The following is a 20,473-nucleotide window of genomic DNA, read 5'->3' on the forward strand; positions in this document are numbered from 1 at the left end:
TTGTGATCGGTGTGATGGGGTCAGGGGCCGGTGATGACGGCTTTGCCGCGGATACCGCCCTGAGCCAGTGCTTCGAGGGCCTGCGGGGTGTCATCGAACGAGAAGGTCTGTCCCACAACCGGTCGCAGCACCCCATCGTCGACCAGACCAGCGATCTCGCGTAGCTGGTCTCCGCTGGGGCCCATGAAGAGGAACTCGTAGGTCACGCCGAGCTTCTTCGCCTGCCTGCGGATCTTTCTGCTCAGCGCGGTGATCGCGAGGCGCAGTACCGGGTTCAGGCCGGCCTCGCGGGCGAAAGCGGGGTCGGGCGGGCCGGAGATCCCTATTGCCTTCCCACCGGGACGGAGGATGCGCAGCGACTTCTCTAAGTTCGCCCCGCCGAGACTGTCCAGAACCAGATCGTAGCCGGAGAGTTCGGTCTCGAAGTCCTGCGTGCGGTAGTCGATTACCACGTCGGCGCCGAGGTCGTGGACGAAATCCGCGTTCTTCCCGGAGGCGGTGGTCGCGACGTGGGCGCCGAGGTGCTTGGCCAGCTGGATCGTGATCGACCCGACCCCGCCGGCGCCGGCGTGGATGAGGACCTGCTGGCCCGGCTTCACGTTGCCTTTGACCACGAGCGCTTGCCACGCGGTCAGTGCCACCAGCGGCAGGGATGCTGCCTCGACGGGGCTGATCGTGGTGGGCGCGAGGGCGAGGTCGGACTCGTCGATCGCGATGCGTTCGGCGAACGTTCCGATCCGGTGGTCCCGTGGCCGGGCGAACACCTGGTCGCCGGGCTTGAAGTTCCGGACCTGCGCCCCGGTGTGGATAACGGTGCCGGCGACGTCGTGGCCGAGCGTGAGGGGGGTCTTGTAGGGCAGGATCGCCTTGAACTCCCCGCCCCGGATCTTCTCATCCAGCTGGTTCGCCCCGGCAGCGATCACGCGCACCAGCACGTCCCGGTCGCCCACAGTGGGTTCCGGCACGTGCGCCTCGTGCAGGGGCTGCTTGTACTTGTCGAAAACGAATGCTCGCATGATTTCTCTCCTCAGAAACGGCTGTGTGGGTTATGGCAGCGCCGTGGTGTTCAGCGGCGGAGGAACCGGTCGATGGTGTCGGTGACGGCCTGTCGGTTCTGGAACACGACGCCATGCCCTGAATCGGGGAAGATCCGCACCTGGGCGTCGGGGAACCGTGCCAGCAGGGCGTCCGCGTTCCCGAGTGGGACCATGCGGTCGCTGTCACCGTGCAGGATCAGTGCCAGGCCGCCGGCATCCGCCGGTGACGCAGGTTGCTGCCGTCCCCATCGATTCACGGCGCGCAACTGGGCCCGAAGTACGCCGGCGGCGACGGGATTGTCCCGCCCGGTGCAGCGCCGCTTCAGCCTCGCCTGGTAAGCCCCGGCAGCCTGCTTGCCGTTGCGGGTGCGGGTGAAGAACAGCAGCGTCGTCGGGTTCGTGAACGTCACCGCTCCGCGCAGGATCGCGCGGACCATGACTCCGGTCATCCGGGTCAGCCCGGGACCTCCCTGCGGGCCGGAACCGGCCAGGACGATCCTGTCCACCAGGTCGGGAGCCTGCTCGATGATCGCCTGGGCGACCATGCCGCCCATCGACAACCCGAACAGATCTACCTGGGAGAGGCCGAGGGTGCGGATCACGGCGATCGTGTCGGCGGCCATGTCCTCGAACCGGTCCCGGACGGTGCCGGTGGAGCTGCCCACCCCGCGGTAGCCGATCAAGATCACCCGGCGCTCGGCCGCGAGCGGATCGATGACCTCCGGGTCCCAACTATCCAGGTTCGCGCCCAGGTGCGTCAGCGCCACCAACGGCACGCCGGCGCCGCAGTCGGCGCCGAGGTCCCGGTACACGAACTGCGCACCCGCGGCCGTCACCGTTCTGGTCGGCGCATCAACGAACTGCGCCGAGGTGGACCCCGCTTCATCCGGTGACGTCGTCATAGCTGCTCCTGGCTTCCCGTCCTGTTCGGTTCGGCATCGAGGTTCCGACGCCCACTCATCCGAGTATACTCAATCATGAGCGTACTCAGTTATTCTGTCAAGGAAGGTCGTCATGGGAGTGGACGGTGCCCAGCTGGGGCGACGTGAACGCGCGAAGGAGGACAAGCGTCGCCGGATCGCGGCCGCCGCCCGTGCCCTCTTTGCCGAGCACGGCGTCGGGGGTGTGACGACGCAGCAGATCGCCGACCGTGCCGATGTCGCAATCGGGACGCTGTACCTCTATGCGGCAACGAAGGCGGAGTTGTTGATCATGGTGCAGAACCAGAAGTTCGCCACCGCCATCGACGAGGGTCTCGCCGCCGCAGCGGCCGCCGAACATGGCACTGTAGAGGAGCTGTTGGCACTGCTGGAGCCGGTGGTGGCGTCTATCAGAGACCATCCCGAAAACGGGCGCACCTACCTGCACGAGCTGGTCTTCGGCGACCCGGGAGAACCCCACCGCGCCGACGGCCTGGTCTTCTCCCTGCGGTTTAAAGAGGGCCTCGCCCGGGGTCTGGCCCGCGACGCCGGCATCAGCGCAATCGACGCGGTCACGCTCGCGCGGGTGATCACTGCGATCATCCACGTCACCACCACCGTGTGCACCTGTACGACACGCTCCCGGAGATCCTCGGCCCATCCGCCGGCAGATCACCTCCGTCCTGCCACACCAGCACCGGCGGCACGAACCCCCACCATGCTGGAAACTGGGTCACACCAAGAAGGAGAACCCACGAGCACTACCACCAGTCACGTCGGCGTCGTCGTCTCGGCGCCGGTCCTGGCGGGTGCGTCGCCGCGATCCGCGCCGCCCAACTCGGCGTGACTGTCGGCGTGATCGAGCGGCAGGGGGTGTGCCTCAACGTCGGCCGCATCTCCTCCAAAGCTGCGGGAGAAAGGGACTCAAACACAACGTCCTCGCTGCTGCTCGCAGCGGCGCAGGAACTCCGACAGCAACCCGGCGGTCCGCTCGGGTTGTTCGTCGACGAAGAAATGCCCACCATCCACGGCGGCCGTCTCGAGTTCGAGACATCGGGCACGCCACGTGGCGGCGATGTCGTAGCGCCGGGCCATCAACCCCCGTGCTCCCCAGGCCGCAAGGGTGGGGCAGCCGACGGTGCGGTGTAGATCGGCACTGTCATGGTCGTAGTCGATCGTCAGCGCCGCGCGGTAGTCCTCACATGACCCGCGGATCATCTCGGGGTCGTTCCAGCAGCGGCGGTATTCCGCGAGCAGCGCCGGGTCGAACATCTCGACGGATCCTGCGCCCCAGGTCGCAATACTGTTGTGGAAGAAGAGGTCAGGATCGTGCCCGATCAGAGACTCGGGTGTCGGGCTGGGCAGGCTGAGAAAGAACCAGTGCCAGTATCCGGCTGCGGTGTGTCGGTCGATCGAGTCGATCAGAGTGTGAGTGGGGACGATGTCGAGGACGGCCAGAGATCGCAGGGCGTCGGGATGGTCGAGGGCGGCTCGGTGCCCGGTCCGGGCGCCGCGGTCGTGCCCGACGACGTGGAAGGAGCTGAAGCTCAGGTGTCGCATCAGCTGGACCTGATCGGCGGCCATGGCGCGGAAGGAGTACGTCGAGTGGTCCGGGACGGACGCGGGTTTGCTGGAGTCGCCGTACCCACGCAGATCGCTGCACACGACCGTGAAGTGTTCTGCGAGTACAGGTGCGATCGGAGCCCACATCGCCGAGGTTTGTGGGTAGCCGTGCAAGAGAAGGACCGGCGGACCGTCCCCGCCGACACGGCAGTGGATCTCGGCGCCGTCCACGGCGATCGTGAGGTCCTGGAACTGCTCGAACAACGCCATCGGTGAAAATCGGCCCTTCTCTGTCGATGTCGATCAGCTTCTGACTGACGTAGTTGGTGCGCACCTTCCAGACTGGGTGTCGAGGCAGTCGACGAGGATGACCGAACGGATCGATACCAGAGCGCAGGCCGCCCCGGCACGCTTGCGACATCTCCGGAGGTGTCACCGGGCAATGCGTCCTCGGTGCCGAGCAGGTCAACGATTTCCTCTTCTTCCTCACGATCTTACGGAGCTTGGACTCGGACATCTCTGCATGTGATAAAGATGCTTGAAAAAAGCATACCATTGACAATATTACTTGGAAGTTCTTACTGTGATCTGCATCAACATAGTCAGCCGGCGTCGGTCGGTCGCAGGCGCGGAGGAGATCTGATGGATGACAACGAGAACCGGATGTCGGTCGACGGAAAGGTCGCGGTGATCACGGGTGGTGCCCGTGGCGTCGGCGCCGCGACTGCGCAGCTCCTGGTGGACAAAGGTGCGCGCGTTGCGATCATCGATCTGGAGGAGTCTCCGGTCGTCTTCGATCGCGGGTCCGCGAGCATGTTGTCGCTCAAGGGCGACGTGACCGACGCCAACGATATGGCCGCCGCCGTCGAGAAGGTGCTGGATCATTTCGGACGGATCGACATCGTCATCGCGAATGCCGGTGTCGCCGCGCGCGGATCGACCGTGCGCGCGTCGTCGACTCAGGTCAACGATCGGCTGTGGAACATCAATGTCGGGGGTGTGCTCACCACCGTTCAAGCGTGCCTGCCGTCGGTCATCGCCAACCGAGGACACGTCGTTCTCCTGTCCTCGGTGTTCGCGTTCTTGAACGGTGCCGGCACCCTTCCGTATGCGATGAGCAAAGCGGCCGTTGAACAACTGGGACGGGGACTGCGGGTGGAGCTCGCATCTCAAGGCGTCACTGTGACGACCGTGTACTTCTCGCTCGTCGACACGGAGATGATCCGTCGGAGCGTCGACAGCGATCCCACCGCGCAGAAACTGCTCGGAACCCTGCCTCGCTCGTTTCGGAAACGGATCACGCCCGCGGAGGCCGCGGCGGCGATCGTCGGCGGAGTCGAGCACCGGAAGGCGAGGGTGTTCCGTCCACGACGATGGGCCGGCGTCTCAGCCTTGCGAGGCGTGGTGGGTATGGCGCTCGATGCCCATCAGGCCGCCGATGTTACGACGCAGACAATGCTGCGCGAACTCGACCAGCGAGACGGCGAAGGCCGATTGACCAGCTGAGCATGACTCCTGAGCGGGCGGTTGCCTAAACAGCTAGTTAACGCTATTGTTTTTTAAAGTTTGCTATCGGAGTTGAGCTTCGGCCCGCCACCCTTCAGGAGGATCACCGCATGTCTGTCGCATTCAAACCGGTACGGATCGGATCCTGGGATCTGCCCCAGTCCTTCGTCATGGCGCCGCTGACTCGCAGCCGCGCGGGCGAGGGCAACGCGCCGACCGCGCTGAACGCCGAGTATTACGCCCAGCGCGCCGGGGCGGGCCTCATCGTCACCGAGGGCACCGCGCCCAGCGCGGTCGGTCAGGGCTATCCAGCGGTGCCCGGCCTGTATACCGACGAGCAGGTCGCAGGCTGGCGGCTCGTCGCCGACCGCGTGCACGAGGCCGGCGGAACGGTCGTCGCGCAGTTGATGCATGTCGGCCGGGTCGCCCACGCGAGCAACAAGGGCGGGGTCGAGACTGTCGCACCCAGTGCGGTTCAGGCTTCCGGGCAGATGTTCACGTTTTCGGGCATGGTGGACCACGACGTGCCGCGGGCGCTCGAGTCGGGGGAGATCGCCGGCGTGATAGCGGAATTCGTTGACGCGGCCCGGAACGCGATCAGCGCCGGGCTCGACGGGGTCGAAATTCACGGGGCGAATGGTTACCTGCTGCACCAGTTTCTCGACCCGACGGTCAACGTGCGCGACGACGAGTTCGGCGGTTCGCCGGAGCGGCGGGCCCGTTTCGTCGTTCAGGTCGTGACGGCGGTGGCCGATGCCGTCGGGGCGGACCGTGTCGGTCTGCGGCTCTCGCCCGGCCATCAGTTGAACGGTATGGGTGAGGTTCCCGGGGAGGACCTGAGCGCCACCTACCGGGCGGTCGTCGACGGGATCGCTCCGCTGGGTCTGGCGTACCTGAGCATCCTCGCCAACCCGTTCGAGGCCATCGAACCGCTTGTCCGCGAACTGCGTCAGCGATTCGGCGGCTCGGTGCTCCTGAACCTCGCTGCTCCAGCTGCCACCTCGCTGCAGACGGTCGAGGAGCTTCTCGACAAGGAACTTGCCGACGCGGTCGTCGTCGGGCGGGGTTTTTTGGCCAACCCGGACCTCGTGGAGCGGTGGCGCACCGGTGCCGAGCTGAACGAGGTCGACTTCGGCACCCTCTACGGCGGCGACGCCCACGGATACACCGACTACCCGACCCTGGCCGAGATCTCTTGACAAGAAACTTCTTTCGTTGACCCGATGCGGGTCGACCATCACAACCTCTGCGAGGAAACGACATGAGCACCTACACACCGATCAACACCGCTGAGAACCTCCAGGTCGACGGAGCGCTGGGTCGCTTCACCTACCGCCGGTTCGGCCCGCGCGGTGGTATCCCACTCGTTCTCGTCCACCGCTTCCGTGCCACGGTGGACTGGTGGGATCCGGAGTTCCTCGACATCCTCGCCGCCGACCGCGACGTCATCCTCTTCGACAACATCGGGATCGGCTACACCGGCGGTGATGCCCTCATCACTGTGGAGGGCTTCGCGGCCGGCGCGATCGACTTCATCGACGCACTGGGACTGAGCGAGGTGGATCTGCTCGGATGGTCCTTCGGCGGCGTCGTCGCGCAGGCCATCACCCTGATGCGACCGAGCCTCGTCCGTAAGCTGATCGTCGCGGGAAGCGGATCCGGACTCGCCCCCGACATGCCGAGCATCACCGAGCGCGTCCTGCAGATCATGGCGAAACCGAACGCCGACCTCGAGGACACCCTGTACCTCTTCTACCCGGAGACCGAGGAAGCTCGGAAGCTGGGGCTCGAGCACTTCGACAAGGTCTCCGCCGCGATGCCCCCGGGCGCACCGGCCGTCAGCGAAGAGGCCGCCATGGGTCAGCTCCAGGCGATCACCGCGAGCCTGGCGACTCCGTGGGAACAGGTGGTGGAGAACCTGAAGACGATCACCCAACCCGTCCTCTACGCCAACGGGATGCACGACGTGATGATTCACGCCTTCGCCTCCTACTCGGCGGTCGAGCACCTCCCGTCGGCCAAACTCGTGCTCTACAGCGATGCCGGTCACGCGTTCCTCTTCCAGCACCTCGACGAGTTCACCACCGAGGTCAAGCGGTTCCTCGCCGACTGAGGCGCCGGTGGCGACCGTCGCGATGAGTTGCGGTGTCTGACCGCTGCGTTCGACTCATCTGGTGCCGCGACGAAAAGCTGGCCTCTCGGCGTGGGTCTCCCGCGGACGTGGTGGTCGGCTTCGTCGCGGCACGCTTGTCCACGGATGTCTGGTGGAGAATGCAAGCAGAAACAACGTGAAAATGAAGTAGTGACTATACTATGGGTATGAATGCTCGAACGTACGGCCAGAATTGTGGGCTCGCTCGTGCGCTCGACCTACTCGGCGAGCGGTGGACCCTGCTCATCCTGCGTGACCTGGGAATGGGTCCCCGCAGGTACAAGGACTTGGCGTCGGGGCTGCCGGGTATCGGCACGAACCTACTCGCGAGCCGTCTCAAGAGCCTGGAAGAGGCCGGTGTGATCGAACGAATCGTGCTACCTCCGCCGGCATCGGTCGCCGCGTACGCACTCACCAACGCCGGTGAAGAACTGCGTCCGATGTTGGGGCAGTTGGCCGCCTGGGGACTCCGGCACGGTGCGGGGTTCGATGACGCGGACATGACTCGCGCAGAGTGGATCATCCAGGGGATGTTCGCGCGCGCCGACGCAGACGCGGCCAGTCGCTTCGGTGGCGTGGTCCAGTTCGACGTGGGCGAAGAATCCGCATGGATCGGTCCGTCGGCGAACGGCATCGTGCTCAGGCCGGGCGCCGCTCCCACGACACCGAAAGTGCGTCTTCAGACCGATATCTCGACACTACTCGCCGTCGCGAACGACGAGATCACAGTGGCAGAGGCCATGAAGTCCGGCACGCTCTTCGTCGAAGCGAGCGCCGAGGATATGGACGAGTTCCTTCGCGTGTACGCCCTCGGCGGCGTGGGGGCGTCGGCGAGCTGATCCAGGCGCGCCACGAGAGATCGCGGGGAGTTCGCCCCCTGGATTACGTGCGAAGGACCATGTCGGAGGCGATTGGTGACGCCGCTCAACTCGACCCGCCTGACTTCGTTGTGGGGCCGAACCGGCGAGCGACGGGGCCGAAGCCTTCGGCTGCGGTGAGAGCCAACGAGCCGGTCATGACGCACCAATAGTGCGCACATATGCGCCCAAAAGCCAGTGCCGCACGGTATGGGGTGACCGCCGGCGTGGTCCAGATCGTGGGTGGCGACGGCGCGTAAAGCGTGCAGCTGCCATGTATTCGGCACTTCCCAGATGTGAGGTCGAAATGGCTCTGCTCCGGGAACTTCGGTTACACCAACGCTTGCGTTTCGGTCAACGAAGGCGAACCGGGGTGGTCGGCACGTCTGTGCGGTCGCGACCACGTGCTCAGAAGTCGAAGTCAGTCCGCCACAGCGCTCGAGGCCTCGAGTGCGGAATCGTGGGACGCGTAGGCCACCTCGACGGTGTCGCCCAGCCCGATCAGGACGTTCGTTGCCATTGGCCGCAGGACACGGCGCACAGGGTTGCGGAATTGGGTGAAGAGGCCACTCAATTCCAGACTGATGAAGCCGTGGACGCAGCTCCAGAGTTGGGTGGCGACGATCTCGGGGTCTTGGTCGCCACGGATGCGGCCGCTGCGCATGAGACGAGTCCATGCCTGGACAACATGGGTAACGGCGGCCTGGAAGGTCTCTGACCGTGCGTTGGTGCCGGGAATCGGCGATTGAATCGGTCGGTAGCTTCCGCGTGTAAGAAGCCCGAACACCAGATAGTAGAGGTGCGGGTTCTGCTGGGCGAGTCGGCGGCTGGACAGTGCCATTGTGACGAGTTCGGCCACGTGTCATCGCTGGGACGGACCGCTCCGAAGGCCCGGTCGAGGTCACGGAATCCTCGGTCGACGACGGCCTGAATAGCTCAGGTAGTCCGCCGAGTGGTAGTAGACCGCCACGTGGATACATTCACCGTCTCGGCGACCGATCGTGCTTTGATCTCGGCAGGGCCCTTCTCGGCGAGCAATTTGGTGGTGGCGGCGTCGACGAGTCGCTCGGCGATCTGTTCCCGGGCCAATCAGGTGGTGGATTCCCTAGTGGGCCTCGGCACGACGCCGCGAACCTCCGTTTGCAGGACTCCGCTGGTGTTTTGTAGGAACGAGACAAGGCTGACGGGACGGGCCTGGGTGTCGCCCGATCGACGTCGCCCACCTCGAAAAGGGGGCGCCTGGAACGCGCTCGCCGTCCGTGCCGGGCGGGTCCATTACTCGAACAACCCCAAAGTTTCACCGCCGAGGGTGAGGGGGACCAGATCGTAGTCGTGCAGGATCTCCGTGAAACCGTCCTTCTTGTGGTCGATCACGGTTTCCGCACTCAGGCGCTTGGCCCACTCGGCATGCGTCGTGCTCGTTGTCGTGGCCACGGACGCACACAGATGCTTGGCCAGTTGCCGCACCCCGGATTCGACGCGGACGACGGGACCGGCAAGAACATTGCCAAGCACCGGTCGGCAGACGGTACGGCAGAAGGGGTTTGATATTCCCCGGAACTGCCGGCGCCATACCGTGAGTAAGAGCTTCTCGATGCGGGTCGGCGGCGCCGCGCTCCTGACCGACTCTCATCAGTTGGTTACGGATGTGCCGGCGGCACGGTGGGGCGCGAGCTGAGCTCGCGCTTGAGGATCTTGCCGGTGGCGGTCATCGGCAGTGACGCCACGATCTCGACGATGCGGGGGTACTTGTAGCCCGCCATCTGCTCCCTTCCCCAGGCGACCAGCTCGTCGTCGGTGGTCCGGGCACCGGGATTGAGGATGACGAACGCCTTGACCTCCTCGCCGTGGCTCTCGTGCGGCACGCCGACCACGGTCGCGAGGCTGACGTCGGGGTGCGTCATCAGCACCTCCTCGATCTCACGGGGATATACGTTGAAGCCGCCGCGGATAATCATGTCCTTGGAGCGGTCGACGATGTAGAAGAAGCCGTCTGCGTCCTTGGCTGCGAGGTCGCCGGAGCGGAACCAGCCGTCCTTGATGACCTCGGCGGTGGCCTCCGGACGCCCGTAATAGCCCTTCATGACATTGTGGCCCTTGATCGCTATCTCCCCGATCGCACTGCCCGAGCCGTCGTCTGTGATTTCGTTCCACTCGTCGTCGACGAGTTTGCACTCCACACCCCAGATGGGGACGCCGATCGAGCCTGCCCGTGGCTCCCGGTCCGGGTCGCTGAATGTCACGACGGGGGAGGTCTCCGAGAGTCCGTAGCCCTCGAGGATCTGGACGCCGAGCCGCTCCTTCACCTTGGTGATGATCTCGAGCGGAAGGCTGGCCCCGCCGGAGACGCCGATGCGCAGGTTTCCGGCGATCCGGTCGATGTCGACGTCGTCGGTGAGCGCATCGAGCAGCGCCCACCACATCGTCGGTACCCCGGCGAAGAAGGTGACGTCCTCCTTCTGCATGAGTCCGATCACCTGCTGCGCGTCGAAGCGGGGGACCAGGAGCAGCGTTGCCGCCATGGAGAAGCCGGCGTGCATCTGCACGGTCGCACCGAAGGTGTGGAAGAGCGGAAGGGTGAGGACGTGGGTGTCCCCGGCAGGCTGGTTGTCGAAGAGCCGGTTGACGGTGAGGGTGTTGAGCATCGTGTTCGCGTGCGACAGTTCGGCGCCCTTGGCCTGCCCGGTCGTGCCGCTGGTGTAGAGGATGATCGCGGTGTCGGTGGCCTCCGTGACAACGGAGTCGAAGGTGGTGGGCTGTGCCGCCAGCGCCTGGCCCAGAGTCTCGAGGCCCTCGATCGGGCTCGGCGCCGCGGGATCGGCGGTGATCAGGAAGAAGTGCTCAGCGGGTGACTCCCGGAATCCGGCGTGGCCCTCGGTGCCGATAGCCAGGTCGGGTGTGCCTTCGAAGCAGAAGTACGCCTTCGCGTCGGCGTCGGCGAGGTGGTAGGCGACCTCGCGGCCCTTGAGAAGCACGTTGAGCGGGACGACGACCGCGCCGGCCTTGAGGACGCCGTAGTAGATGATCGGGAACCAGGGCAGGTTCGGGCAGCTGAGCGCAACCTTGTCGCCCGGCTGGATGCCGCGTTCGACGAGGAGGTTGGCGACCCGATTGGCGTCGGCGTCGACTTGGGCGTACGTGAGCCGCGTGTCGCCCAACACCAGCGCGGGACGGGTGGGATACCTGCGGGCGGAGTCCTCGAGAAGGATCGACAAGTTCAACATGACACTCCCTGGGGTCAGCCGCGCTTGGGCAGGAAAGACGTTCGACCGTTGCGCCGCACCATGGCGACGGCAGTAGTGAGGCGTCCGCGGTTCGGATCCGGTGCAAGTCCGGCGCCGAGGCGGTGCAACTGGTCCGTGTGCCAGTTGAGGTCGAGCAAGCCGTCGAGTGCCTTGACGTCGGCGATCTTGCCGAGCACCCGGCGCATGCCGAGGCGTAGCTGATGGGCGACGAGGGCCGGAGCGCGTCCGGTGAGGATGACCTCTGCGGCATCCGGAGTCGTGACCGTGGGGCGACCGATGCCGACGACATCGCATTCACCATTTTCGATGGCGTTGTCCATCGCAGTACGCGATCGGAAGCCGCCGGTGACCGCCAAGGGGATGTCACCTACCAGTGCGCGGACGGTGCGGGCGTACTCGAGAAAATAGGCCTCCCGAGCCCGCGTCGATGCCGCCGCAGTGCCCATCATCGCCGGAGACTCGTAGCTGCCGCCGCTGACCTCGATCAGATCGATGCCCTCCTGGGCCAGTGCGGCGAGAACGCCGCGGGACTCCTCCTCGGTGAAGCCGCCGCGCTGGAAATCGGCCGAGTTGAGCTTGATGCCGACGGCGAAGCTCGGTGAGACGCGGGACCGGATGCGGCGAACGACCTCGAGTACGAAGCGCATGCGGCGCTGCGGGTCGCCTCCCCACTCGTCGGTGCGCTGATTCGACAGTGGCGAGAGGAATTGCGCGACAAGGTAACCATGGGCTCCGTGCACCTGGACACCGTCGAAGCCGGCCTCCTCGCACACGGCCGCGGCGTTCGCGAAACGCTCGATGATGTCCTCGATCTCGGCCGGAGTCAGCTCGCGCGGCGCAGTGGCACCGGGAAAGTCGAGCGGGATCGGGCTCGGGGCAACGGGAGTGTGGCCGATCGCGAGTGGGTTCGACTGGCGGCCGGGATGATTGAGCTGCACCCAGATCGGGACGCCCGCGTCCTGTGTGGTCTTGGCCCAGCGCTTCAGCGCGTCCAGATCCCGGTTGTCCTCGATCACGACGTTGCCGGGCTCGCCGAGCTGACGGCGATCGATCATGACGTTCCCGGTGATGATCAGCCCGTACCCGCCCTCACCCCATGTTCGGTAGAGCTGTTCGAGCCGGTGGTCGGCGGAGTTCTTCTTGTCGCCGAGCGCCTCGCTCAATGCGGACTTCATGATCCGGTTGGGCAGCACCCGGCCGTTGGGCAGGGTCAGGGGTTCGTGCAGCGAGGTCACGATGTGCTCCTTGGGATGCGGATTCGACAACCATGAAACTTCATAAAAGAAGAGTTGATGGTGTCGCTCATGAACTGGAATGGTTTCGAGGGTGGTGAGGGACCTCTGGGCCGTGACCGTCGAGCAGCTGGTCAAGCCCGGCGTCCGGGTCACGATCGGCGAGCCGCCGACTTGCGCGGAGCGGGGTGGACCTGGGATGCGCCGGCGCCTCGCGGGCACGAATGCCGCTGTCGGGCAGGGCAGGATGAGATGCACGCTGGCGTCGGCACCGATAGCGACTGGCCTGCTGAGTTTGCGCCCCGCCGCATTATGAGTAGGCCGGTGGTGGCACGTAGCCCTCCACCTCACGGCCCAGCAGCGCCGCGAACTCGATCGTGGTGAGATCGCCCCCGGCGGGACCCAGTACCTGCAGCCCGACCGGCAGTCCGGTCCGCCCCCGGCGCACCGGGATCGTGGTGGCCGGCCCACCCGAGATGTTCGCGAGGGCGCTCCACTTGACCTGGTCCCAGTAGGGGCGCTGTTCGCCGTCGACGTCGATCGAGCGGCCGAACTTGTCGACCAGCCTGTTGTGGTGGGGAGGTGCGACCGTGGGGGCGACGGGCATCAGCACGACGTCGAAGTCCTTGAAGAACTCGATCCATCGCAGTCGGATCGCGTGGCGGGCAGTGTCGGCCTGCATCCAGCTGTAGTGCGACTGGAACGTGCCCTTCAGGGCGTGCCCGGCGTCGCCCCGGGGGTGCTGCAGCAGCCGACCGAGGAGTGCGGCGTTCGAGGCCGGTGTCAGTCCGGAGCGGTCGTAGCTGAATGCGCCCATGATTACCGCCCCAGCGGCGCGGAGCCTGGTGACCGCCTCGGCATCCTGCTTCGGCACGTAGCCCTCGAGATCCCGGCGTCCGCACACCGTTCGCATCCCCTGCGTCTCGAAGCTGTCCTTCAGGGTGATCGGCAGGCCGTGCAGCAGTCCGAGCTCCTCGCCCGCGGCGCGCTTCGAATCCGCGGCGGCGGCCTCCGCGCGCGCCCGGTCAGGATCGAGGGTCACGATCGCGTTCAGTCGGCGATTGTGAGCAGCGATCCGCTCGAGATGCAGGTCGACGAGCTCCACGCTCGATACCTCACCGGAAGCCACGGCTCGGGCCTGCTCACGGGCCGGCGCGAAAGTGATGTCACTCATCGGAACTCCATTTTTCAAGTAATGACTTGAAAAAAACGTAGCACATTTGACGGTGTGAAGGAACCGTACAGATTCGCGCGGGCACCGGGGCGAGATGGCTGTTGATCTTGACTGCTGTGTGCCGGTGTTGTTTTCGCCCGGCGATCGGGCAGCGTTGCGCGGAATGAGCTCGTCGCGCTCGCGGACCTTCGTGCTGCCCGGGGGGTGACCTTATAGAACAGGTCGCCGCTGGCGGTATGCTTCCATTATGGAACGTACCAGCTACCGGGACATGGATTGCCCGATCGCGCTCTCGCTCGAGCGGGTGGGGGATTGGTGGAGCATTCTCATCCTGCGCGACGCCACGCACGGCATCACCCGTTTCGACCAGTTCCAGAAGAGCCTCGGGATATCGACCAACTCGTTGTCTCGTCGGCTCGGGGTTCTGGTCGAGGCGGGTCTCCTGGAGCGGCGTCAATACAGCGAACGCCCACCGCGGTACGAGTACGTCCTGACCGAATCCGGGCGGGCGTTCCGTCCCGTGTTGATCGCGCTCTACGCCTGGGGAAATGAGCACTTTCCGCCTGAAGCGCCCAACGTCCTTCTCGTGCACAAGGAGTCGGGTGACGACGTCGAGCCACTGCTCATCGACCGCACTACGGGGGATCCGCTCGATGAGGAACACACGAGCTTTCGGCCCGGACCATCCGCCGATGACAGATTGCGCGCCCTACTCGATCGGCAGAACGGGGTCAATGCCTGAAAGGCGCAGTCAGCAGCGGACGGTGACACTTACGGCGACGGAACGGCGGGTGGACCAGTATGGCTGGGCCACCCGCCGTCCTGTTGAATCTCTATGATGCGCTCAGGCGTTGACGTCCACCACTGTCCGTCCACGGATGGTCCCGGCGAGGACCTGTTGTGCCACCGCCGCAGCCTGATCGAGCGGGACCGTGGTGGTCATCTTCTCGAGGAGGGCGTCGTCGAGATGTTTGTCCAGTAGGTCCCATGCCTCGTCCCGGCTGCCGGTGGGGGCGTTGACGGAGTCGATCCCGACGAGGGTTACGGCTCGGAGGATGAATGGCGCGACCGAGCCGGGGAGGTCGAGTCCTTGGGCGAGCCCGCAGTTCGCCACCGTTCCTCCGTAGCGGATTTGGGCAAGAACATTGACCAGCGTGTGGCTGCCTACGGTGTCCACCGCCGCCGCCCACCGTTCGGCGCCGAGTGCGGCCTCGGCAGGTTCTGCCAACTCCGAGCGGGCGATAATCTCCTCGGCTCCCAGAGTCCGCAGGTACGGCTCCTCGGTCGGCCGCCCGGTCGAGGCATGCACCTCGTATCCGAGCGCGGCCAGCAGGGCGATGGCCACCGAGCCGACACCGCCGGCGGCGCCCGTCACCAGCACGGGACCCTGACGCGGGGTGATGCCGCGGCGCTGGAGCGCGACGACACTGAGAGCCGCCGTGTATCCCGCTGTCCCGATCGCCATGGCCTGCCAGGTGGTGAACCGTGCAGGAATCCTGGTCAACCAGCCCGACGGTACTCGTGCGCGTGTGGCGAACCCGCCGTTGTGGTCGACGGCGAGCCCCCAGCCGTTTACCGCGACGGCGTCGCCCGGCGCGAAACCCGACTCGGCGGGGGCGTCCACGACAGTGCCGGCCAGGTCGATTCCGGCGACGACCGGGAACCGCTGAACGACCGGAACGATGCCCGTTACGCCGAGGCCGTCTTTGAAATTCACCGCCGAGTAGTCGACTGCGATGGTCACGTCACCCTCGCCGATGTCATCGTCGGCGATCTCGGTCAATTCTGCGCGCTGCCCGGATTCGTCCTTCACGATCTGTACTGCTCTCACTACACAGTTCCTTTCACATACGGGTAACACTTTGATGGGATGGTGTCGCCCGGCGTCACGCCAGGCAGAATCCGGCGTCGATCTTCATCTCGAGGCCGGTCACGTAGCGCGCCTCGTCGGATGCGAGGAACAGCACCGCGTTGGCGACGTCCTCGACATCGACCCAGGGCGTCGGCATCGGGTTGAGGGTGGCGAACGCCTCCGCGGCCTGCTCGCGGGTCGGGTCTTCGACGTCTGGGACGAAGAGCTGATGCACGGCGGGGTTCTGCACCATGAGCGTGTCTGCGATGCTGGGGTTTACGGTGTTGACCCGAATCTTCTCGGCGGCGAGCTCGAGCGCCATCGCCCGCATCAGCCCGATCACGCCCGTCTTCGCGGCGACGTAGTGCGGGAGGTTGGGCATGGCACGGATCCCGAGCGCAGAGCTGCTCAGGATCAGCACCCCACCTGCGCCGCCCGCTCGGATGTGCGGGATCGCGGCCTTGGCTGCGTGGTAGACACCCGTCAGGTTCACATCGATCATGTCCTGCCAGCTCTGCTCCGCCAGGGCCTCGGTGGGCGCCGCCGAGAGAATGCCCGCGTTCGCCACGGCGATGTCCAGGCGCCCGAACTCGGCGACACCCGCGGCCACCGCCGTCTCCAGTGCGGCGAGGTCGCGCACATCGGCCCGGCTTGCCACGATCCTTCGACCGAGGCCCTCGACCAGGCGCACTGTCTCCTTCAGGTCGGTGTCGGTCGCCAGCGGGTACGGCACCGAATCGATTGCCTCGCAGAGGTCTACGGCGATGATGTCGGCGCCCTCCGACGCCAGCCGCACGGCATGCGCACGACCCTGTCCACGGGCGGCGCCCGTGATGAATGCAACCTTGCCCTCGACACGTCCGGTCATGATTCGTCTCCTCAGTTCTTGTTGTTGAAGCCGGCGTCGACGGACAGGGTCGTTCCGGTGATGTAGCGGCCGTCGTCGGATACCAGGTAGAGCACTGCGTTGCTGACGTCCTGGCACGGCAGTAGGTCGATCGGCATGGGGTTGGTGATGTCGGGCGCAAGATGCGGATTCGCCTCGACGAAACCGATCATCGATTCGGCGGTGATCATCGGCGTCTCCACGCCCGAAGGGTTCACCGTGTTGACCCGGATCGAATGGGCTGCAAGGTTGTTGGCGTACGAGCGCATCAACCCAACCAGGCCGTGCTTGGAGGCGACATAGCCGAGAGCTGCTCGGGAAGAGCCGAGGATACCGCGCAGGCCGGCGGTGGAGCTGGTCAACACGATGGCGCCACCCTGTCCCCGCTCGACCATGGCAGGCACGACAGCCTCCAGCGTGTTGAAGACGCCCGTGAGATTGATGTCGATCGTGTCCTGCCAGGCCCCGTGAGCCTCGTCCACCGCGAAAAGAGCGACGCCGGCGTTGGCAATCACGATGTCAACTGGGCCGATCTCCGACACACCTTCGCGGAGTGCCTGCGCGAGTTGGTTCTCGTCACGCACGTCGGCCTCGACGCTGACGCAACGTCTCCCGAGGGCCTCGACCGACTTACGCGTGTCTGCAAGATCGTCCGGCGACGCTAGCTCGTAGCGAGCCGACGCGAGTGGCTTGCACATGTCCAGTGCGATGATGTCCGCCCCCTGCTCTGCGAGCAGCAAGGCGTGGCTCCGGCCCTGACCACGGGCAGCACCGGTAATGAAGGCGACTTTCCCTTCGACTCGTCCCATGTGGGTTCTCCTTATTGTTGGGACGACACGGCACGGTGACGTGGACAACTTCCGTGGGGTTCGTCCTCCGGGTGAACGGACCCGGGATCGGGGCCGTCTCGGGTCTGTCAGGCGTCAGTGAACCGACGCCGGGAAAGTGCTGCGAAGTCGTTCCAGCACAGTGGCGTCCTCGATGGTCGGCGGCACGTGGACAGGCTCACCGTTTGCCAGGTCGCGCAGGGTCCGGCGCAGGATCTTCCCGGACCGGGTCTTGGGAAGTTGGTCGACGACCAGTGCGGTGCGAAAGGCGGCCACGGCACCGATCCGGTTGCGGACCATCTCGACGAGCTCGCTGACGACGGCCTCCGGGTCCCGGCTCACCGAAGACCTGAGCACGACAAGGCCCACCGGCGACTCACCTTTCAGCGAGTCGGTCACTCCGATCACCGCGCATTCGGCCACGTCAGGATGGGCCGCGAGTACCTCTTCCATCGCACCGGTCGAAAGGCGATGCCCCGCAACGTTGATGATGTCGTCGGTGCGGCCCAAGACCCACACGTCCCCGTCCTCGTCGACATGCCCGGCATCGCCCGTGCGGTACCAACCGGGAAAGTCATCGAGGTAGGACGCGCGGTACCCGTCGTCGTCGCCCCACAGGGTCGGGGCGCACCCCGGTGGCAGCGGTAGCCGCAGCGCGAGGTTGCCTGTCTCACCCGACGGCAACGGAACGCCGTTGTCGCCCAGAGCCCGAACCTCGAAACCCGGACTCGGCCGCCCCCCTGAACCGGGCTTGAACGGCGTGAGCTCACCCCCACGGAAGCGTGCGGTGATCGGCCAGCCTGTTTCGGTCTGCCACCAGTTGTCGATGACCGGCAGGGCGATCCGGGACTGTAGCCATGTCGCGGTCGGCGGGTCGCACCGCTCACCGGCCAGGAAGACCGCACGAAGGGAAGACATGTCGTACCGGTTCATCAGCTCGAGATCTGTGTCCTGCCGCCTGATCGCGCGGATCGCGGTGGGCGCCGTGAAGAGAACATTCACCTGATGCCGGGCGATCATGTTCCAGAAAGCGCCGGCGTCCGGGGTGCCGACCGGTTTGCCCTCGTACATGACTGTCGTCAGACCGGCGAGGAGTGGCGCGTAGACGATGTAGGAGTGACCGACCACCCAGCCGACATCCGATGCGGCCCAGATGACGTCGCCCGCCTGTAGGCCGAAGATCGTCGCGATTGATGCGGTGAGTGCCACAGCGTGGCCACCGTTGTCCCGGACGATGCCTTTAGGCCGCCCCGTCGTTCCCGACGTGTGCAGGATGTACAGCGGGTCCGTGGCCGCGACGGACACCGGATCGTGCGGTTGCGCCGCTGCCTCGGCCACCAACAGGTCGTGGTCGCGGCCCGGGACAAGCTCGGCGATCGCCTGTGAACGCTGCAGGATGAAACAGGCCTCGGGACGGTGGCGCGCCTGCGACAGTGCCGCATCGAGCACGGGCTTGTAGGCGACCACGCGGCCCGGCTCCACGCCGCAGGACGCGGCAATGATCGCCCGCGGGGCGACAGCATCGATCCGGGAGGCGAGCTCGGAGGCGGCGAAGCCGCCGAACACGACCGAGTGGACTGCTCCCAGCCGTGCGCACGCCAACATGGCGATCGCCGCCTCCGGCACCATCGGCATGTAGATGACGACACGATCGCCCTGGCCGACGCCCACTGCTGCCAGCGCACCCGCGACTTTCGCGACACGGTCGCGCAGCTCGCGGTAGGTGTAGCCGGCACTTTCGCCGGTCATCGCGCTGTCCCAGACCAGCGCGAGCCGGTCGCCGGCGCCCGCCTCCACGTGACGATCGAGACAATTGTGGCTGGTGTTCAAGCGGCCACCGGGGAACCAGCGGCCATAGGGACCGGTGTCCGCGTCGAACACCGCGCTCCACGGAGTGTCCCACTCGACGCGGGTTCCCTGCTCGCCCCAGTAGCGCAACGGGTCCGCACGCCAACTCTCATACAGGCTGCTGTAGTTCGTCATACAGCGGCTGCCGTGTCCTGGACGTGTAGAAATCGCGTGACCTGGCCCGCGACCGCATCGGGGTGCTGCTGGTGCGGTGCGTGCCCGGCCTGGGGGTATACCGCGAGCTGCGCGTCGGGTAGCTCCCGGTAGAGCAGCCACTGATTCTTGACCGGGAAGAAGTGGTCGTCGTCCCCGGAGACGATGAGCGTCGGCTGGCGCATCTCGCCGAGCCGGGCGTAATGGTCGGTCTTTCCGCCCATGAAGTCCATGATCAGACCGGCCATCGACTGAATGGTCGCCGGTGCGACGGGAGGTTCGCGGTCGGTTCTGAGGGCGTGGCGGTCAATGTAGGCCCGAGTCTCGGCATCGCGACCCTCGGCGAAGAACAGGTAGCGGATGTCTTCGAAGGAGTACTCGGGTGTGAGGGCGATGCCAAAAACGATGTCGGTGTGCGGTTCGGTCTCGACGTTGCCGCCCGGGCCGGTGCCGACGAGGACAACGCTGCGTACCAGAGCCGGTTCCCGCATCGCGAGGGCCTGCGCGACGAAGCCACCCATGGAGAATCCGAGCACGTCGACGACGTCATAGCCCAGTGCCCTCACGAAGGATGCTGCGTTATCTGCCTTCTCGTCCACAGTCGTGGCCGGCAACCCGGTGGACGAACCCACCGCCGCGTCACTGAAAAGAATGACGTGCCGTTGCTCGGCCACGGCGTCGACGAACGCCGGATCCCAGTCATCGAGGGTTCCCCGGAAACGGTGCAGGAAAACCAACGGGGTCGTGCCCATGTGCTCGGCTTGTCCCACCTCTCGATAGGCGTACCGGACGCCGTCTACCTCGACGTACTGGGTTTCGACCTCGACTGAAAGGTATTGCTGGACAGGTCGATCGCTCACGGAAGAACTCATGTTGCACCTCATCAATTGGCAGCGAGAAGTGGCCGACTCGGAGAGCCACCGTCGGCGCTCTGCCCGACGGACGGTCAGATCGATCAGCACCGCAATCCTCGCGTTTGGGCTGGGAAGCTAAATGTAACCCTAGTCACTTCCATGATGCAAGTAACAGTTGGATCGGGGAGGGCTTGGTGGGCGAAACGGCCTCAGCCAGATGCACATCGGTGAATTGGGTCGGCAATGCCACGAGCCTCGGAGTTATAAGGCGTTTCCCCGCAGTTCACGCTAACTGCACCGCGGCCATTGGATGGCCCACCCAATCGCCGCAGATGACCCTCGGTGGTGGCCTTGACGGTGCGCTGCC

19 protein-coding genes and 1 pseudogene are annotated in these 20,473 nt (G+C 65.7%); 7 read left to right on the forward strand and 13 right to left on the reverse strand.

The features are described from left to right. Nucleotides 1-20: 20 nt before the first annotated feature. Complete coding sequence (locus GFS60_RS29150; RefSeq protein ID WP_159926521.1) at nt 21-1,016, reverse strand: NADP-dependent oxidoreductase; 996 nt, start codon at nt 1,014-1,016, stop codon at nt 21-23. A gap of 50 nt (nt 1,017-1,066) precedes the next feature. Then, the gene (locus GFS60_RS29155; RefSeq protein WP_159926523.1) at nt 1,067-1,939 is read right to left on the reverse strand and encodes an alpha/beta fold hydrolase; all 873 of its coding nucleotides are present in this window, start codon (nt 1,937-1,939) and stop codon (nt 1,067-1,069) included. Between the two features lie 112 nt (nt 1,940-2,051). Here GFS60_RS29155 and GFS60_RS29160 point away from each other — a divergent pair, with 112 nt between their 5' ends. Both GFS60_RS29160 and GFS60_RS39305 read left to right on the forward strand, forming a co-directional pair. Next, nucleotides 2,052-2,804 carry a TetR/AcrR family transcriptional regulator gene (locus GFS60_RS29160; protein WP_159926525.1) on the forward strand — a complete coding sequence of 251 codons (753 nt, stop codon included), beginning with the start codon at nt 2,052-2,054 and terminating at the stop codon, nt 2,802-2,804. Then, a pseudogene (locus tag GFS60_RS39305) lies at nt 2,747-2,866 on the forward strand (FAD-dependent oxidoreductase); the annotation flags it as partial. The gene GFS60_RS29160 and the pseudogene GFS60_RS39305, both read left to right, overlap by 58 nt. Nucleotides 2,867-2,881: 15 nt before the next feature. On the opposite strand, the gene GFS60_RS29165 reads toward GFS60_RS39305, so the two are convergent. Further along, nucleotides 2,882-3,790, reverse strand: a complete 909-nt coding sequence (locus GFS60_RS29165) for an alpha/beta fold hydrolase (protein ID WP_159926527.1) — start codon at nt 3,788-3,790, stop codon at nt 2,882-2,884. Between the two features lie 372 nt (nt 3,791-4,162). On the opposite strand from GFS60_RS29165, the gene GFS60_RS29170 reads away from it, so the two are divergent. The 4 genes from GFS60_RS29170 to GFS60_RS29185 all read left to right on the forward strand — a co-directional run bounded on the left by GFS60_RS29170 (nt 4,163) and on the right by GFS60_RS29185 (nt 8,017). Next, on the forward strand, nt 4,163-5,026 hold the full coding sequence (locus GFS60_RS29170) for an SDR family NAD(P)-dependent oxidoreductase (protein WP_201453477.1): 864 nt from the start codon (nt 4,163-4,165) through the stop codon (nt 5,024-5,026). Between the two features lie 110 nt (nt 5,027-5,136). Next, the gene (locus GFS60_RS29175; RefSeq protein WP_159926529.1) at nt 5,137-6,225 is read left to right on the forward strand and encodes an alkene reductase; all 1,089 of its coding nucleotides are present in this window, start codon (nt 5,137-5,139) and stop codon (nt 6,223-6,225) included. A 62-nt stretch (nt 6,226-6,287) separates the two neighbouring features. Beyond that, a complete protein-coding gene (locus tag GFS60_RS29180; protein ID WP_159926531.1) occupies nt 6,288-7,139 on the forward strand; it encodes an alpha/beta fold hydrolase in 852 nt (283 codons plus the stop codon). Between the two features lie 206 nt (nt 7,140-7,345). After that, nucleotides 7,346-8,017: a winged helix-turn-helix transcriptional regulator gene (locus GFS60_RS29185; RefSeq protein ID WP_159926533.1), complete on the forward strand. Its 672-nt coding sequence runs from the start codon at nt 7,346-7,348 to the stop codon at nt 8,015-8,017. A 439-nt stretch (nt 8,018-8,456) separates the two neighbouring features. On the opposite strand, the gene GFS60_RS29190 is transcribed toward GFS60_RS29185, so the two are convergent. From GFS60_RS29190 to GFS60_RS29210, 5 genes are all read right to left on the reverse strand, one after another. Continuing rightward, a complete protein-coding gene (locus GFS60_RS29190; RefSeq protein WP_236603315.1) occupies nt 8,457-8,894 on the reverse strand; it encodes a TetR-like C-terminal domain-containing protein in 438 nt (145 codons plus the stop codon). Nucleotides 8,895-9,310: 416 nt separating this feature from the next. Next, nucleotides 9,311-9,550 carry a hypothetical protein gene (locus tag GFS60_RS29195; RefSeq protein WP_159926535.1) on the reverse strand — a complete coding sequence of 80 codons (240 nt, stop codon included), beginning with the start codon at nt 9,548-9,550 and terminating at the stop codon, nt 9,311-9,313. A gap of 125 nt (nt 9,551-9,675) precedes the next feature. Next, nucleotides 9,676-11,259, reverse strand: a complete 1,584-nt coding sequence (locus GFS60_RS29200; RefSeq protein ID WP_159926537.1) for a long-chain-fatty-acid--CoA ligase — start codon at nt 11,257-11,259, stop codon at nt 9,676-9,678. A gap of 14 nt (nt 11,260-11,273) precedes the next feature. Beyond that, entirely contained in the window at nt 11,274-12,515 is a 1,242-nt protein-coding gene (locus tag GFS60_RS29205) for an NADH:flavin oxidoreductase/NADH oxidase family protein (protein WP_159926539.1), read from the reverse strand. 307 nt (nt 12,516-12,822) lie between these two features. After that, a complete protein-coding gene (locus GFS60_RS29210) occupies nt 12,823-13,686 on the reverse strand; it encodes an amidase family protein (protein ID WP_159926541.1) in 864 nt (287 codons plus the stop codon). Between the two features lie 247 nt (nt 13,687-13,933). On the opposite strand from GFS60_RS29210, the gene GFS60_RS29215 reads away from it, so the two are divergent. Beyond that, entirely contained in the window at nt 13,934-14,428 is a 495-nt protein-coding gene (locus GFS60_RS29215) for a winged helix-turn-helix transcriptional regulator (RefSeq protein WP_159926543.1), read from the forward strand. A gap of 102 nt (nt 14,429-14,530) precedes the next feature. Here the strand turns inward: GFS60_RS29215 and GFS60_RS29220 are convergent, their stop codons facing one another. The 5 genes from GFS60_RS29220 to GFS60_RS29240 form a co-directional block, all read right to left on the reverse strand. Then, the gene (locus tag GFS60_RS29220) at nt 14,531-15,517 is read right to left on the reverse strand and encodes an MDR family oxidoreductase (protein ID WP_159926545.1); all 987 of its coding nucleotides are present in this window, start codon (nt 15,515-15,517) and stop codon (nt 14,531-14,533) included. Between the two features lie 55 nt (nt 15,518-15,572). Further along, a complete protein-coding gene (locus tag GFS60_RS29225) occupies nt 15,573-16,406 on the reverse strand; it encodes a mycofactocin-coupled SDR family oxidoreductase (RefSeq protein WP_159926547.1) in 834 nt (277 codons plus the stop codon). 11 nt (nt 16,407-16,417) lie between these two features. Further along, nucleotides 16,418-17,233: a mycofactocin-coupled SDR family oxidoreductase gene (locus GFS60_RS29230; protein WP_159926549.1), complete on the reverse strand. Its 816-nt coding sequence runs from the start codon at nt 17,231-17,233 to the stop codon at nt 16,418-16,420. A 114-nt stretch (nt 17,234-17,347) separates the two neighbouring features. Then, nucleotides 17,348-19,234, reverse strand: coding sequence for an AMP-binding protein (locus GFS60_RS29235; protein ID WP_159926551.1), 1,887 nt, complete (start codon nt 19,232-19,234; stop codon nt 17,348-17,350). Then, nucleotides 19,231-20,124, reverse strand: coding sequence for an alpha/beta fold hydrolase (locus tag GFS60_RS29240; RefSeq protein WP_159926553.1), 894 nt, complete (start codon nt 20,122-20,124; stop codon nt 19,231-19,233). The genes GFS60_RS29235 and GFS60_RS29240 overlap by 4 nt, the downstream gene beginning before the upstream one ends. Between the last annotated feature and the right edge of the window lie 349 nt (nt 20,125-20,473).

The sequence above is a fragment of the Rhodococcus sp. WAY2 genome (genome assembly GCF_009859915.1).
GTDB lineage: Bacteria > Actinomycetota > Actinomycetes > Mycobacteriales > Mycobacteriaceae > Rhodococcus_F > Rhodococcus_F oxybenzonivorans.

Bases quoted from the DNA above. Each gene is read 5' to 3' on its own strand.
- GFS60_RS29150 (WP_159926521.1), bottom strand. From the start codon at position 1,016: ATGCGAGCATTCGTTTTCGACAAGTACAAGCAGCCCCTGCACGAGGCG.
- GFS60_RS29155 (WP_159926523.1), bottom strand. From the start codon at position 1,939: ATGACGACGTCACCGGATGAAGCGGGGTCCACCTCGGCGCAGTTCGTT.
- GFS60_RS29160 (WP_159926525.1), top strand. From the start codon at position 2,052: ATGGGAGTGGACGGTGCCCAGCTGGGGCGACGTGAACGCGCGAAGGAG.
- GFS60_RS29165 (WP_159926527.1), bottom strand. From the start codon at position 3,790: ATGGCGTTGTTCGAGCAGTTCCAGGACCTCACGATCGCCGTGGACGGC.
- GFS60_RS29170 (WP_201453477.1), top strand. From the start codon at position 4,163: ATGGATGACAACGAGAACCGGATGTCGGTCGACGGAAAGGTCGCGGTG.
- GFS60_RS29175 (WP_159926529.1), top strand. From the start codon at position 5,137: ATGTCTGTCGCATTCAAACCGGTACGGATCGGATCCTGGGATCTGCCC.
- GFS60_RS29180 (WP_159926531.1), top strand. From the start codon at position 6,288: ATGAGCACCTACACACCGATCAACACCGCTGAGAACCTCCAGGTCGAC.
- GFS60_RS29185 (WP_159926533.1), top strand. From the start codon at position 7,346: ATGAATGCTCGAACGTACGGCCAGAATTGTGGGCTCGCTCGTGCGCTC.
- GFS60_RS29200 (WP_159926537.1), bottom strand. From the start codon at position 11,259: ATGTTGAACTTGTCGATCCTTCTCGAGGACTCCGCCCGCAGGTATCCC.
- GFS60_RS29210 (WP_159926541.1), bottom strand. From the start codon at position 13,686: ATGAGTGACATCACTTTCGCGCCGGCCCGTGAGCAGGCCCGAGCCGTG.
- GFS60_RS29215 (WP_159926543.1), top strand. From the start codon at position 13,934: ATGGAACGTACCAGCTACCGGGACATGGATTGCCCGATCGCGCTCTCG.
- GFS60_RS29225 (WP_159926547.1), bottom strand. From the start codon at position 16,406: ATGACCGGACGTGTCGAGGGCAAGGTTGCATTCATCACGGGCGCCGCC.
- GFS60_RS29230 (WP_159926549.1), bottom strand. From the start codon at position 17,233: ATGGGACGAGTCGAAGGGAAAGTCGCCTTCATTACCGGTGCTGCCCGT.
- GFS60_RS29235 (WP_159926551.1), bottom strand. From the start codon at position 19,234: ATGACGAACTACAGCAGCCTGTATGAGAGTTGGCGTGCGGACCCGTTG.
- GFS60_RS29240 (WP_159926553.1), bottom strand. From the start codon at position 20,124: ATGAGTTCTTCCGTGAGCGATCGACCTGTCCAGCAATACCTTTCAGTC.